Below are 14,421 nucleotides of genomic sequence, written 5' to 3' on the forward strand. Positions count from 1 at the left end.
TCAGGCCTGGGCCGTGCCGAGAAGCTCGGCCAGCCGGTTGGTCAATGCCGCGATGTCCGCAGGTTCGGGTGCATGGCGCATCGCCTCGGCCCGCGCCCAGCGCTCAGCCGCGGCACCGCTCAGCACCGGAACGGCGCCCAGCAGCGACCGCATCTCGTCCAGCTCGCCGTTGCAGTGGAGCACGACATCCATGCCCGCCGCCAGCACCGCTTCGGCCCGCGTGCGGGGATCGCCCTGCAGCGCGTTCATCGACAGGTCGTCGCTGAACAGCAGCCCGCTAAAACCGATGGACGGCCCCCGCACCACCTCGCGCACCACGATGGGCGACGTGCTGGCCGGGGCGGTCGGGTCGATGGCCTTCAGCACCACATGCGCGACCATCGCCAGCGGCAGGTCGGCCAGCGCGCGGAAGGGGGCGAAGTCGGTCGCCTCCAGCGTCGCGCGGTCGGCCTCCACCACCGGCAGCTCGGCATGGCTGTCGGCGAAGGCGCGGCCATGTCCGGGGATGTGCTTGACCACCGGCAGCACGCCGCCGGCCAGCAGCCCTTCGGCGGTGGCGCGGGCCAGCGCGATCACCACGGCGGGATCGCGGGAAAACGCGCGGTCGCCGATGATGTCGTGCGCCCCCTCCACCGGAACGTCGCACACAGGCGCGCAGTCCACCGTGACGCCGACCTCCGCCAGCATATGGGCGAGCAGCCGGCCATTGATCCAGGCGGCTTCGCGCCCGGCATCGGCATCGCGCCCGGCCAGTGCACCGAACACGCCCATCGGCGGATGGGCGGGCCAATGCGGCGGGCGCATGCGCGCAACCCGGCCGCCTTCCTGATCGATCAGGACGGGGGCGTCTTGCCGGCCGACGCTGGTGCGCAGGTCATCGACCAGCCGACGCATCTGGCCGCGGCTGTCGCAGTTGCGGCGGAACAGGATGAAGCCGAGCGGATCGGCATCGCGGAAGAAGGCGGCCTCGTCGGGCGTCACTTCCAATCCGGCGCAGCCGAAGACGACCGCGCGCGGGTGGGCAACCGGGATGGAACTCGCCGAACCACGGCCCACGGAATCAGGGCCCGGAAAATCAGGACCCGGAAAATCAGGGACGGACAACCACACACCCCACATTTTGCGCGCGCAGTTGGGCGCAGACCGACTTTGCCCGCGCCTCGTCGGCGCCTGTGCCCTGCACCCGGTAGAACACGCCCTTGTCGCCGAGATCGACCTTGGCGACCTGCATCGACAGGCCGCCCAGAGCATCCGGATGGCGGCCGGCGAGACGGCGCCATTCGGCCGCGGCCTCGCCCTCGCTGCGCACCGAGGCGAGCTGGATGCGCCAGCTTCCGCTGCCGCCGATCACGGCGGGGGCGGCCTTCGCCGGCTGAGGCGCCGCCTTGGCCGGGGCGGCTGGCAGCGATGCGGCCTCCAGCTTGGCGATCAACTGGCCGACCGAAGGTGCAGCGCTCTGCTGCTGTTGCTGCTGTGCCTGGGGCGGCGGAGCGGCCGGCGGCTTCACGGCGGCGACCTGCTGCTGCGGAACCGCGGCGGGCTTGGCCGGAACGGCGGCGGGCTGCTGCGGCTTGCCCGCCGTATTGGGCGGCAGCTGGGTGGACGGCGTTTGCGCCTGCGGCGTGCCGGTCGGCAAGGCGGGCAGCCCGGGTGCCGGCTCGGGCGCCGCCAGCGGCGCGGCGGCGGCCACCGCGGCGGCGACGCTGTCGCGCGGCACCGTGGCGGTGGCACCCGGCGGAAGCTGGGCGACCGACGGCACCGACGGCAGCGGAACCACCGCCGGCATCTGCGGCGTCACCACCGGACGCGGCAGAGGCACCTCCGGCGGCGGCAGCAGACGTTCGACCTGCTGGCCGCGTCCGCCGTCATGGTCGCGCAGACGTTCATAGGCCAGGATGTCCTGGTGCGGCACCTCCAGCCCACCCGGCTGGTCGGGGCGCGCCTTGACCGGCCCCGGATCGGCGGTCAGCAGCGGCGGACCGTCGCCCGACAGCCGCGCAGGCCCGCGCAGGCCGACGACCGCCGCACCGGCGAACGCAACGACGCCGACCACGGCAAAGCCCAGCGCCAGCAGCCCGCGTTTGCTCGCGGCCTGTCGGGGCGGCATCCCATAGGGATTGGCCGCGTAGTTGACGTCGCCGTCGTACTTCATGAACGCAGTTCCTCCACCGGTTCGACACCCATCACCGTCAGGCCCGAGGCGATGACCGTCGCCACCGCGGCGATCAGCGCCAGACGGGCCGTCGTCAGCTCCGCATCGCCCTCGATCAGGAAGCGCAGCGAGGCATCGTCGCGGCCCCGGTTCCACAGCGCGTGGAAATCGCTGGCGAGATCGTAGAGGAAGAAGGCGATGCGGTGCGGCTCATGCGCTTCCGCCGCCGCCTCGACCACGCGCGGCCAAGTGGCCATGCGCTTGGCGAGCGCCATCTCCTCCTCGGCATCCAGGCGGGCGAGGTTCGCCGCCGCGGCCAGGGCGGCCGGCGTCTGGTCCAGGTTCGGCAGGGCCGTCGCGGCATGGCGCAACACCGAGCGGCAGCGGGCGTGAGCGTACTGCACGTAGAAGACCGGGTTGTCCTTCGACTGCTCCGTCACCTTGGCGAAGTCGAAATCCAGCGTCTGGTCGTTGCGGCGGGTCAGCATGATGAAGCGGACCACATCCTTCCCGACCTGATCGATCACATCGCGCAGCGTCACGAAGGTGCCGGCCCGCTTGGACATCTTCACCGGCTGGCCGTTCTGCATCAGGTGGACCAGCTGGCAGAGCTTCACGTCCAGCGAGGCCTTGCCTTCGGTCACCGCGGTGGTCGCCGACTGCATGCGCTTGACGTAGCCGCCATGGTCGGCGCCCCACACGTCGATCAGGCTGCCGAAGCCGCGCTTATATTTATCAAAGTGATAGGCGATGTCGTTCGAGAAATAGGTGAAGGAGCCGTCCGACTTCTTCAACGGCCGGTCGACGTCGTCGCCGAAATCGGTGGACTTGAACAGGGTCTGCGGGCGCGGCTCCCAATCGTCGGGCTTCTTGCCCTTCGGCGGCTCCAGCACGCCGGTGTAGATCAGGCCGCGTTCCTCCAGCGCCGTCAGCGCCTTGTCGACCGCACCGGCGGTCACCAGCGCGCGCTCGCTGCTGTAGACGTCCATGGTGACGCCGAGAGCACCGAGATCCTCCTTGATCCAGCCCATGATCATGGCGATGGCGAAGTCACGGCAGGCCGGCAGCCATTCGGACTCGTCGGTGCCGACCCAGCGGTTGCCGTCGCGCTCGGCCAGGGCCTGACCGACCTCCTTCAGGTACTCGCCGGGATAGAGGCCGGCCGGGATCTCGCCCACCTCCTCGCCCAGCGCCTCGCGGTAGCGGATGAAGGTGGACCGCCCGAGCACGTCGACCTGGGCGCCGGCATCGTTGATGTAGTATTCGCGGCTGACGGCGTAGCCGGCCTTCTCCAGCAGCGAGGCCAGTGCGTCGCCGAACACCGCGCCGCGGCCATGGGCGGCATGCAGCGGGCCGGTCGGGTTGGCCGACACATACTCCACATTGACCGGCGTCCTGCCGCCGAGATCGCTGTCACCATAGGCGGTTCCGGCGTTCAGCACGTCGCGGATGCGGTCGCGCCAGACATCGGGCGTCAGCCGCAGGTTGACGAAGCCCGGACCGGCGATCTCCACCGACGCCACGTCGGCGCGGCCCTTCAGCTTGGCCACCAGCAGTTCCGCGAGGGCGCGCGGCGCCATCCTGGCCGACTTCGCCAGGATCATGGCGGCGTTGGTGGACAGGTCGCCGTGCGAGGCCTCGCGCGGCGGCTCGACCGTCAGACGGCTGCTGTCCAGCCCGGCGGGGATGGCACCCTCCGCGGCCAGTTCCTCCAGCAACTTGCGAATATCGGTCTCGAAGGCCTTGAAAATATTCATCGTCTCAGGTCGTCTTTTCAGGAGGTCGCAGGAGCCTAGCCGGCTCAGGTCTTCACGCGTCAGGTTTTTACATGCAGGTCGAACAGCCGGTCGTGTTCGGCCAGCGCATAGCGGTCGGTCATGCCGGCGATGTAATCGGCCACATGGCGGGCGCGCACCGCAAGATCGGCGTCGCCGCCATGCTTGGCGATATCGCGCTGCCATTCGGTCGGCAATGTGTTCGGCTCGTCCATGAACAGCTGGAACAGGGCGCGCACCACGCGCTTGCACTTGCTCATCTCGCGGTTCACGCGATAGTGCCGGTACATGCGCTGGCGCAGGAAGGCGCGCAAGGGCCCCTGCGCCTCCAGCATCCCGTCGGAGAAGCTGACCATCGCCACCGGCAGGGCGCGCAGTTCGGCGGCGCTTCCCGGCTTGTGCTCCGCCAGCCGCCGCCGGGTTTCCGTCACCAGATCGACCACCATGGCGTTGATCATTCGCCGCACCGTCTCGTGGATCAGGCGGGAGCGCTCCAGCCCCGGATAGCGGTCGCAGACCTCGCGGATGATCGGGCCGACCAGGGGCAGCTCCGCCACCTCCTCGACCATGAACAGGCCGGCGCGCAGGCCGTCGTCGATGTCGTGGTTGTTGTAGGCGATGTCGTCGGCCAGCGCCGCCACCTGCGCCTCGGCGCCCGGATTGGTCTGCAGTTCCAGATCCCACTCGCCCTGGAAGGCGGCGATGGTGGTGGGCAGGCGGAAACCCGGCAGAAGCGGCAGAAGCGGTCCATTGTGCTTGACCACCCCTTCCAACGCTTCCCAGGTCAGGTTCAGCCCGTCGAACTCGGCATAGCGCCGCTCCAGCCGCGTCAGGATGCGCAGGGTCTGGTCGTTGTGGGCGAATCCGCCATAGGGCTCCATGCAGGCGTTCAGCGCCTCTTCCCCGGCATGGCCAAAGGGGGTGTGGCCAAGGTCATGGGCCAGCGCCACCGCCTCCGCCAGATCCTCGTTCAGCGACAGCGTGCGGCTGATGGAGCGGGCGATCTGCGCCACCTCCAGGCTGTGGGTCAGCCGGGTGCGGTAATAGTCGCCCTCGTGATAGACGAAGACCTGGGTCTTGTGCTTCAGCCGGCGGAAGGCGCCGGAATGCACGATGCGGTCGCGGTCGCGCTGGAAGCACGAGCGCGTCGGGCTTTCCGGCTCCGCCACCAGCCGCCCGCGCGTGTCCGCCGGGTTGCAGGCATAGGAAGCCAGCCGATCGTGAAAACAGTCCGCCGTCATAGGGCGGACACTACCGGCGGGGGGACGCGGGTGCAACGGCGAAGGCGTGCTATGCCCCAGCCCCAAGGCCAGGGTGCAAACGAGCGTGCCAGAAGCGCAACGGTTTGGCGCAACCGTGCCCATACTTTGACGTGAGGTGCGTTCCCACTTACATTTGTGGCAACTCCCGCATCGCACCAAAGGGGCCACCCCATGCCCGATACCGCACTGCCCACCGAAGCCCGCGTCCTCGCCGTCAGCGAGAGTGCGGCCAAGCGCGTCGCCTTCCTGATCGAGCAGGAGGGCAATCCGAAGCTGATGCTGCGCCTGACCGTGTCCGGCGGCGGCTGCTCCGGCTTCCAGTACGGCTTCACCTTCGACGAGACCGCGACCGACGAGGACCATGTCTTCGAGAAGGACGGCACCAAGGTGGTCACCGACGACGCTTCGCTCGACCTTCTGGCCGGCGCCACGCTGGATTATGTCGAGGACCTGATGGGCGCCGCCTTCCAGATCAAGAACCCGAACGCCAGCGCGTCCTGCGGCTGCGGCAACTCCTTCGCGGTCTAAGACCGCCGTCTGAAGCCAAAGATAAAGAAGAAAAGGCAGGCCTGTTTCGTGAAGATCGCCACCTGGAACGTCAACTCCGCGAAGGCCCGCCTTCCGCTGATCATCGACTGGCTGCGCACGACTTCCCCCGACGTCGTGCTCTTCCAGGAAATCAAATGCGAAACCGCCGCTTTCCCCACCGCGGCGTTCGAAGACCTCGGCTACCATGTCAATGCCGTCGGGCAGAAGGCCTACAACGGCGTAGCAATGCTGTCGAAGGCTCCGGCCGAAGACGTGCTGACCCGCCTGCCCGGCGAGCCGGAGGACGAGCAGGCCCGCTATGTCGAAGCGACCGTGGCCGGCGTGCGCATCGCCTCGCTCTATCTGCCCAACGGCAACCCGGTGCCGGGCGAGAAGTTCGCCTACAAGCTGCGCTGGATGGACCGGCTGTACGACCATGCCCGGACCCTGCTGGCACAGGAAATCCCAGTGGTGCTGGGCGGCGACTACAACATCATCCCCGAGGCGCGCGACGTGTTCTCGCCGCAGGCCTTCGCCGGCGATGCTCTGTTCCGCCCGGAATCGCGGGCCAAGTTCCGTGCCCTGCTGAACCTCGGGCTGACCGAGGCCTACCGCGCCCTGCATGACGACGACCACGCCTATACCTTCTGGGATTATCAGGCCGGCAGCTGGCCGCGCGACAACGGCCTGCGCATCGACCATTTCCTGCTGTCGCCGCAGGCCGCCGACCGTCTGGCCGGCTGCACCATCGACCGCGGACCGCGCGGCTTAGAAAAGGCGTCGGACCACACCGCGGTCATCCTGGAACTGCGCGACGTGTGACCGCGCCCGTGGAATCTGCGTAACAACAGCATTTTGTTAAAACTCTCGCTTCTAAGATGACTGCGCGGCCGGCATGACAACCGGCCGCCACGGTCACAGTGGGAGCGTAGGGCGGCATGGCGTGGGGGCGCGACAACGGCCGGGAAGAAGTAAAGGGGCTGCTGGCGGCGCTTGAACGTCAGGCGACCGAGGCATCGCGGCTTGCGGAACGGGCCCAGCGCGACATGGGCGACGACCGTTTCGCCTCCTTCCTCGACTTCCGCCGCAAGGTGGAGGAAATCCGCGCCCTGTTCGCCCTGACCGAGGAGCGCCTGCAGGGCGTCGACGAGTCGCGCCTGACCGATCTGCGCGCCGAGTTCGAACGGATGGACCTGCTGTTGACCCGCATGCTGGTGCGGGCGATGCGCAATTACTTCTCCGGCATGCGCCAGGATCAGGTTCTGCCGATCGGCGCGCGCGAGCTGTTCGAACCGGAACTGCGCAGTATCGACCAGACCCGCACCCGCCTGCTGAGCCCCCGCTACGCCGACCGCGTGGCGCCGGAGGTTCTGGAGGATCTGGACGCCACCGCCGACCTGATTCGCAGGACCATCGCCCGCGCCCCCAGCCTGCCCGACTTCTCCGACAGCCCCAGCCCACCCAAACCGACCCGCCGCCTGCGCACGCTGGGCCGCCCCATTCGCAACTGATGGGCCGCAACTGACGGGCAAATCGCAGCAGACTGCGCGCGACACTTGACCCACCGCGACGCATTCGCTACTCCCGTGGGCCTGGGGAAGAGTGGCCGAGTGGTTTAAGGCAACGGTCTTGAAAACCGTCGTAGGTGTAAGCCTACCGTGGGTTCGAATCCCACCTCTTCCGCCATGCCAACCGAAACAGGAGCGGTTTTGAAGCAGTGCTTTGCCTTTAAAGCAAACTTAACTGCTGTATATGATCCAAACGAATCACCCCGTTGATAAGCCAACGGTCCGGGTAAACCGAATGTGTTCCCATGGCTAGAAGCATGCCTTTAAGAGGGTAGTCTTCGCCAAAGGTCTTCTGCATCATTTCGAGAGCCGCCTTCTCGCCATATTCTCTCGACCATCGGTAAAAAGTGGCTTCAATTTCCCAATCTTGACACGTTCCCTCACGATCTCCATCGTCAGTTTTATACCGGTATTTAAACCGATAAGGGCACGGTTCGTATGGAATCAAATTTTTGCTATTAAACATGTCCCTCTGAGCCCGCAGACTTTCAAATTTCGCCTTTTCTGTTAGAAATTCATCAATAGTCTTCTTTTGGTACCGGAAGTCACGTACTTCGACTTTTAAAAGGGCAAGACTGCGGCCCGCCTCCCGCTCGCGATCTAAACTGGTAACGATTGCTCGATCCAAAAAGCTTTGCCGTTCAGACTGCTTCAAGCTACCAACAATAGACAAAGTATCTTGATCAACTCTACGTGACTCTAAACGACGATCATCATTCGGAAGCCGCCAACGAAAGCGAATTCGATCCCAACGCGAAAACTTTTTACCTTGATCTAAATACCTAAATGAGACCGGATAAAGTCTTAGCCACTTTCCATAGACATCCAAAGCCGCGCAACAAACTGTCTCGCCATGTTTGAGGCCCACCTGTGGCGCGGCTTTTATTAAAACAATCGCCTCTGCTTCCCCTGACTTTAAATCACTTTCCACCATTAGCTGTCCCCAGAATTGGGCTCGGCTGCTATTTTCCCTGCGGCACTCCGATGTGCCTCAAGGTGAATGCCCCGAGCTTCCTCATCTCACCCGCCACAATGTTACGGTGGCAAAAACGGTGATCCCGCTCGTAGCATAGTAGGCAAGAGACGCTATCACTTGCAATCTTGATCGCTTCACTCAACGCACTCTGCGCGCCGAGCGTGCTGAGGTGCGTCGAAAAGATCGTATGGAACTGTTCATAACGGCCGGCTCTCGCCGCCTCCCGCCCCTCTTTCGGATCGCCGAGGGGACGTAGGTGAACATATGTCAGCCCCTGGTCCACACAGTGTTGCGACAACGATGACTTTGAAAAACCGCGACGACGCGACACGGGGATATCCCGAATATCGATAACAGTCTGGACGCCAACCTTAAGCAAGGTAGCTATGAAGTCATCTACGACCGCACCCTCATAGCCGATCGTAAACAATGTATTAGCTGTCACTTGCCCCACCATATTTGCCAGATGCGCTTCATCGCCACTTCCGCGCCTATACGCACGACGCCGAAGCCGGAAATTTACCGAAATGGGTTTTTAGAGCAATATGGGAGTCTGAGGGTATCGTTTTCCGCCTATGGATCAACAAGGCACAGATGTGGAGGGAATCAGAAGAATGAGCGCGCCGTTGTAACACCAGAGCAAACGTGCCCTGTTCGGTTCGGCCATAAACTGGAAGCGCCCAGCAGATAATTCGAAACCCCAACAATCGTTGAAGCCTCGGATCAGCGCACCCCCAAACCGCATACCATCATATGACCCCCACCCTTTTGCGCCTCCCCGGTTGCTCTGCTAGCGTCCCGTTCGAGACAGGGGGAGGAGCGAACGATGGGACTGATCAGCTTTCTGAAGAAGACCGCCGCCGGCCATACCGACCGGCAGAAGCAGGCGCGCTACGACCGGGCGAACGCGCGAGCCAACGACTACATGGAAGTGGCGCAGTGGTATGCCGAGGAAGGCGACGGCAACCCACGGATTCTCCAGAACTATCAGGAACTTGCCGCACTGCCCTTCCGTCAGGGACATGCGGCGACGCTGGTCGGCTACCGCAACGACATCACCCGCAAGCTAGGGCACGCGGCCCATATCGGCACCAAGCAGAATCCATGGATCGCGGCCTTCCTGCGGCCGGATGATGGGACCGTCTATTGCGCCTATGTGCTGCTGCGCGACGACAACCAGCAGTTTGCGGTCATGAAGCCCTACTGGTTCCTGGCCGGCAACGAAACCGTGGCAGGGTTCAAGCGGCCCGTCTTCGGCATCGTCTGATCCGCCGCGCAAGGAGCACACCCCCATGCCCAACATCGCCGATCTGGTCGCGAATCCGGAAAGCTTCCTCAAGAACAACCTGATCTGGATCCAGTATCAGTCCTACCAGCCCAATTACCGCGTCGGCGGCGTCAAGAGCTTCACGCTCAGCGACGACGGCATGACCTGCACCCGCAAGGGGACCGGTATCATTTCCCAGTTCACCACCAAGAATGCCGATGTCTGGTCGGTGCGGTACGACCAGGGCAACCAGCCGGGAAGCTGGAAAGCCTACTGGCTGCCCTACGACCAGGATTTCAAGCATCTCGTCGTGCTGGAGGACGAGGCCGACGTGATGTTCACACCGACGATGGACGGCTGCTCCTTCGGCTTCAGCGACCATGGCGGCGGCACCTTCTCCGCCTCGCACGGCAATCTGCAGACCGCTCAGGGACGAATCGACGAGGCCGGGCTGCGCCAGGGCATGCGCATGCACGCCACCACCCTGCACAAGTCGCAATACATGAATGTGCCGGGCACCGATGCGGTGAAGGTCACGCTGGTGGGCGTGCGCAACGGCAAGAAATGGCGCTTCTTCTATCAGCAATACATCGACCAGATGGGCGCCTTCACCCTGCTGAAGGTCGCTCAGGTCAAGCGGTAGAAAATCCCGCCGGGCATCCTCCGGCTCCACCCCCATTCCCACTCAAGACAGCCCGCCGCCGCCTTGCTACAGTCCTTGTCCCTCGGACCTGTCCCGAACGGCTTGTTCCGCAAGACAGACACAGACCAGAGACAAGGCACATGGACAAAGGCACGCCGAAGGCCATCCGGCTTCAGGACTATCGCCCGCCGGCGCATCTGATCGACACGGTCGACCTGTTCGTCGACCTGGGGGAGGATGTCACCACCGTCCGCACGGTGCTGGCGATCCGCCGCAACCCAGACCGTCCGGAGGCGGCGACGGAGCCGCTGTCGCTCGACGGGCAGAGGCTGGATCTGGTGTCGGTGGCGCTGGACGGGCGGACGCTGGGGCCGGACGAGTTCACCGTCACGCCCGATCACCTGATCGTGCTGGAAGTGCCGGACAGCTACACGCTGGAGACCATCGTCCGCATCAAGCCGCAGGAGAACACCGCGCTGGAAGGGCTCTACAAGTCCTCCGGCAACTTCTGCACCCAGTGCGAGGCGGAAGGCTTCCGCAAGATCACCTATTTCATCGACCGGCCGGACGTGATGGCGCGCTACAGCACCACCATCACCGCGGACAAGGCGCGCTACCCGGTGCTGCTGTCCAACGGCAACCTCGCCGCGTCGGGAGATCTGGAGGGCGGGCGCCACTGGGCGCGCTGGGAGGATCCCTTCCCCAAGCCCTGCTACCTGTTCGCGCTGGTCGCCGGCAGCCTCGTCCATGGCGAGGACCGGTTCCGCACCGCCTCGGGCCGTGACGTCACCCTGCGCATCTATGTGGAACCGGGGAACGAGGACAAGATCGACCACGCCATGCGCTCGCTGATCAAGTCGATGCGCTGGGATGAAGAGGTCTATGGCCTGGAATACGACCTGGACATCTTCAACATCGTCGCGGTCGGCGACTTCAACATGGGGGCGATGGAAAACAAGTCGCTCAACGTCTTCAACACCAAATACATCCTGGCCAAGCCGGAAACCGCGACCGACACCGATTTCCTCAACATCGAGGCGGTGGTCGCGCACGAGTATTTCCACAACTGGACCGGCAACCGCGTCACCTGCCGCGACTGGTTCCAGCTGTCGCTGAAGGAAGGGCTGACCGTCTTCCGCGACCAGGAATTCTCGTCAGACATGCATTCCCGCGCGGTGAAGCGCATCGCCGATGTCCAGGGCCTGCGCACCGTGCAGTTCCAGGAGGATGCCGGCGCCATGGCCCATCCGGTGCGCCCGGACAGCTATGTCGAGATCAACAACTTCTACACCCCCACCGTCTACAACAAGGGTGCGGAAGTCATCCGCATGATCCACACCCTGCTGGGAGCGGAGAAGTACCGCAAGGGCACCGATCTGTATTTCCAGCGTCATGACGGTCAGGCGGTCACCTGCGACGATTTCGTCGCGGCCATGGCCGATGCCAGCGGCGTCGACCTGACCCAGTTCCAACTGTGGTACCGGCAGGCCGGCACGCCGGAGCTGGACATCGCCGGCAGCCATGACACGGCGGCCAAGACCTTCACCCTGACGGTCAAGCAGACGGTCCCGCCGACGCCGGGCCAGCCGACCAAGCAGCCGATGCACATCCCGCTGGTGGTCGGCCTGCTCGGCCCCGACGGGCAGGACCTGCCCCTGCGTCTTGATGGCGAGGAGGCGGCGGACGGCACCAGCCGCATCCTGCACGTCACGGCGGAAAGCCAGAGCTTCACCTTCCACGACATCCCGGCCCGGCCGGTGCCGTCGCTGCTGCGCGGCTTCTCCGCCCCGGTGAAGCTGAAGACCGACCTGACCGACGACGACCTGACCTTCCTGATGGCGCACGACAGCGACGCCTTCAATCGGTGGGAGGCCGGGCAGATCCTGGGCACCCGCATCCTGCTGAACCTCGTCGCCGACCGGCAGGCCGGGCGCGATCCGGTGCTGCCGGAGGGCTATGCGGACGCCTTCGCCCGGATCCTGGCCGATGCCGGCCGCGACCCGGCCTTCGCCGCGCAGGCGCTGGTTCTGCCGACGGAGGCCTATCTCGGCACCCAGATGGCGGTGGTCGATCCCGATGCCATCCACACGGTGCGGGAATTCGCGCGCAAGACGCTGGCCGGCCGCCTGCGGGCGCAGTTCCTCGACCTCTACCGCCGCAACAGCAGCCAGGAGCCCTTCTCCGTCGATGCCGATGCGATCGGCAAGCGGGCGCTGAAGAACCTCTGCCTCGCCTACCTGATGGCGCTGGAGGATTCGGAGGCGCTGGAGCTGTGCCTGACCCAATACCGCAGTGCCAAGGGCATGACCGACGAGATCGCGGCGCTGCAGTTCCTGTCAAACGCCACCTCGCCGGAAGGCGACAAGGCGCTGGCGGACTTCTACGAGCGCTGGAAGGGCGAGGCGCTGGTGGTCGACAAGTGGTTCAGCGTGCAGGCGATGTCGCACCGCGCCGACACGCTGGACCGGGTGACGGCCCTGCTCGGCCACCACGCGTTCGAGATCCGGAACCCCAACAAGGTCTATGCGCTGATCGGCGGTTTCGCCAACGGCAACCCGGTCCGCTTCCACGACCGGAGTGGAGCCGGATACCGCTTCCTCGCCGATCAGGTGCTTCGCCTCGACCCGATGAATCCGCAGGTTGCGGCCCGTCTGATGGGCCCCTTCTCCCGCCTGCGGCGCTATGACGCGGCCCGTCAGGCCGTGATGAAGGCCGAATTGGAACGGATCGTCGCCACTGCGGGTCTGTCGCCCGACGTCTACGAGGTGGCGAGCAAGAGTTTGGCCGCTGCCGGCTGAGACTCGGCACCAAAGGACCGGACGCATATACACAAAGGGCCGGAGGCTATGCCTCCGGCCCTTTTCGCCGTCCGCGGCTCCCGGCTGGGCCGGGATGCGCGGTCTTACTTCTGCTCGGCCAGGAAGGCGATCAGGTCGGCACGCTTGGCGTCGTCCTTCAGGCCGGCGAAGGCCATGGTGCCGCCCGGGACGATTTCCTTCGGGGCCTTGATGTAGGCGTCCAGGTTCTCAGCGGTCCAGGTCAGGCCGCCGGCGGCCTTTTCCTTCATCGGGCCCGAATACTTGAAACCATCGACCGCGGCGGCCGGACGGCCGACGACGCCGTGCAGCGACGGACCGACCTTGTTCTTGCCCTGCTCGGTGGTGTGGCAGGCCATGCAAACCTTGAAGACATCCTTGCCGGCGGCGGCATCGGCGGCCTGCGCGGCACCGGCACCCGTCACGATCGCGGCCAGGGTGGCTACGCCCATCAACAGCTTCTTCATACTTCGGCTTCCCTTCCGATGGATCGACCGGCCGACGGCGCCGACCGGAATCGCGCGGCAGCATACACATTCCAGGGGTACGTCAAACCCCTTTGATATGGCCGTACGACCAATGAACAATCTGTCACACTAGTGAATCAAAGCAAGCGACGCGAGCAGCACCACAACCAAAAGCAGTGCAGCCCACGGAACGTAGAAACCGCCGCTTCCACCGCCGATCGCACCCCCGATCCGGTTGCCAAGCCCACTGCCGAGCCCGGCCGGCAGAGGCAGCGGGATCTCCGGCGGCGGCTCCGCCATGCGGGTGGCGGGTTTCGACGCGGAGGTCGCGGCCGTTGTCGTGGTGTCGGAGTAGACGGCCGGCCGGACGGCCGGTTTGGCGCCAACCGGTTCGGCTGCGACCGTGGGCGTCACCGCCGGAGCCGCTTCGGCCGGCGCCGGTCCGACGATCTGGGTGAAGCGGGCGAAGAACTCCTCCGCCATCTTGCGGGCGGTGGCGTCGACCAGCCGCGATCCGATCTGCGCCAGCTTGCCGCCGACCTGGGCCTTGGCGGTGTAGGTCAGCAGGGTGGCCCCGCCGTCGTCGGACAGCGTCACGGTGGCGCCGCCCTTGCCGAAACCGGCGGCTCCGCCCGATCCCTCGCCGGAGATGGTGTAGCCATTGGGCGGGTCGAGGTCCGACAGCGTGACCTTGCCGGCGAATTTGGCGCTGACCGGACCGACCTTGGCGACGACCTTGGCGGTCATCTCGGTGTCGGACTGCCGGACCACCTCCTCGCAGCCGGGGATGCACTGGCGCAGGATGTCGGGATCGTTCAGCGCCGCCCACACCGCCTCGCGGTTGGCCTCGATCCGGTGGCTTCCGCTCATATCCATGGTTCGTGGTTCCTCCAACCCTATGCCAACCCTGATGCGGCCCTTTGCGGCCGTCGGTCCCCGGCCATGGCCGGAGTTTCCGGGGCCGGGG

Annotated in this window: 14 protein-coding genes and 1 tRNA gene; 7 read left to right on the forward strand and 8 right to left on the reverse strand. The window is 65.5% G+C overall.

All coding sequences use genetic code 11. The features are described 5' to 3' along the window. The 4 genes from nagZ to J2Y49_RS25665 are packed head-to-tail and all read right to left on the reverse strand — an operon-like array spanning position 1 to position 5,168. Entirely contained in the window at positions 1-1,119 is a 1,119-nt protein-coding gene (gene nagZ, locus J2Y49_RS25650) for a beta-N-acetylhexosaminidase (RefSeq protein WP_409017906.1), read from the reverse strand. Continuing rightward, the gene (locus J2Y49_RS25655) at positions 1,091-2,152 is read right to left on the reverse strand and encodes an SPOR domain-containing protein (protein ID WP_310118027.1); all 1,062 of its coding nucleotides are present in this window, start codon (positions 2,150-2,152) and stop codon (positions 1,091-1,093) included. The genes nagZ and J2Y49_RS25655 overlap by 29 nt, the downstream gene beginning before the upstream one ends. Continuing rightward, on the reverse strand, positions 2,149-3,909 hold the full coding sequence (argS, locus tag J2Y49_RS25660) for an arginine--tRNA ligase (protein ID WP_310118028.1): 1,761 nt from the start codon (positions 3,907-3,909) through the stop codon (positions 2,149-2,151). Before argS ends, J2Y49_RS25655 begins: the two co-directional genes overlap by 4 nt. A gap of 59 nt (positions 3,910-3,968) precedes the next feature. Beyond that, entirely contained in the window at positions 3,969-5,168 is a 1,200-nt protein-coding gene (locus J2Y49_RS25665) for a deoxyguanosinetriphosphate triphosphohydrolase (protein WP_310118029.1), read from the reverse strand. Positions 5,169-5,360: 192 nt separating this feature from the next. On the opposite strand from J2Y49_RS25665, the gene erpA reads away from it, so the two are divergent. The 4 genes from erpA to J2Y49_RS25685 all read left to right on the forward strand — a co-directional run bounded on the left by erpA (position 5,361) and on the right by J2Y49_RS25685 (position 7,403). Next, positions 5,361-5,717, forward strand: a complete 357-nt coding sequence (gene erpA / locus J2Y49_RS25670; RefSeq protein ID WP_194912237.1) for an iron-sulfur cluster insertion protein ErpA — start codon at positions 5,361-5,363, stop codon at positions 5,715-5,717. Positions 5,718-5,765: 48 nt separating this feature from the next. Continuing rightward, positions 5,766-6,539 carry an exodeoxyribonuclease III gene (gene xth / locus J2Y49_RS25675; protein ID WP_310118031.1) on the forward strand — a complete coding sequence of 258 codons (774 nt, stop codon included), beginning with the start codon at positions 5,766-5,768 and terminating at the stop codon, positions 6,537-6,539. 116 nt (positions 6,540-6,655) lie between these two features. Then, on the forward strand, positions 6,656-7,228 hold the full coding sequence (locus J2Y49_RS25680) for a hypothetical protein (RefSeq protein WP_310118034.1): 573 nt from the start codon (positions 6,656-6,658) through the stop codon (positions 7,226-7,228). Positions 7,229-7,313: 85 nt separating this feature from the next. Continuing rightward, positions 7,314-7,403: transfer RNA gene (locus tag J2Y49_RS25685), tRNA-Ser, on the forward strand. A gap of 42 nt (positions 7,404-7,445) precedes the next feature. On the opposite strand, the gene J2Y49_RS25690 is transcribed toward J2Y49_RS25685, so the two are convergent. Further along, entirely contained in the window at positions 7,446-8,219 is a 774-nt protein-coding gene (locus J2Y49_RS25690) for a hypothetical protein (protein WP_310118036.1), read from the reverse strand. Positions 8,220-8,247: 28 nt separating this feature from the next. Further along, positions 8,248-8,718, reverse strand: coding sequence for a DUF488 family protein (locus J2Y49_RS32480; RefSeq protein WP_409017908.1), 471 nt, complete (start codon positions 8,716-8,718; stop codon positions 8,248-8,250). Between the two features lie 369 nt (positions 8,719-9,087). Between J2Y49_RS32480 and J2Y49_RS25695 the strand changes: the two genes are divergently transcribed. The 3 genes from J2Y49_RS25695 to pepN all read left to right on the forward strand — a co-directional run bounded on the left by J2Y49_RS25695 (position 9,088) and on the right by pepN (position 12,969). Beyond that, positions 9,088-9,528 (forward strand): hypothetical protein, encoded by a 441-nt coding sequence (locus J2Y49_RS25695; RefSeq protein WP_310118038.1) that lies wholly within the window; start codon positions 9,088-9,090, stop codon positions 9,526-9,528. Positions 9,529-9,553: 25 nt separating this feature from the next. Then, positions 9,554-10,171, forward strand: a complete 618-nt coding sequence (locus tag J2Y49_RS25700) for a hypothetical protein (protein ID WP_310118040.1) — start codon at positions 9,554-9,556, stop codon at positions 10,169-10,171. 140 nt (positions 10,172-10,311) lie between these two features. Beyond that, entirely contained in the window at positions 10,312-12,969 is a 2,658-nt protein-coding gene (pepN, locus tag J2Y49_RS25705; protein ID WP_310118041.1) for an aminopeptidase N, read from the forward strand. A 104-nt stretch (positions 12,970-13,073) separates the two neighbouring features. Here the strand turns inward: pepN and J2Y49_RS25710 are convergent, their stop codons facing one another. Together J2Y49_RS25710 and J2Y49_RS25715 are read right to left on the reverse strand one after the other, a co-directional pair. Further along, on the reverse strand, positions 13,074-13,454 hold the full coding sequence (locus J2Y49_RS25710; RefSeq protein ID WP_310118044.1) for a cytochrome c family protein: 381 nt from the start codon (positions 13,452-13,454) through the stop codon (positions 13,074-13,076). Between the two features lie 129 nt (positions 13,455-13,583). Beyond that, a complete protein-coding gene (locus J2Y49_RS25715) occupies positions 13,584-14,330 on the reverse strand; it encodes a carbon monoxide dehydrogenase subunit G (protein ID WP_310118047.1) in 747 nt (248 codons plus the stop codon). Between the last annotated feature and the right edge of the window lie 91 nt (positions 14,331-14,421).

Source organism: Azospirillum sp. BE72 (genome assembly GCF_031455875.1).
Lineage (GTDB): Bacteria > Pseudomonadota > Alphaproteobacteria > Azospirillales > Azospirillaceae > Azospirillum.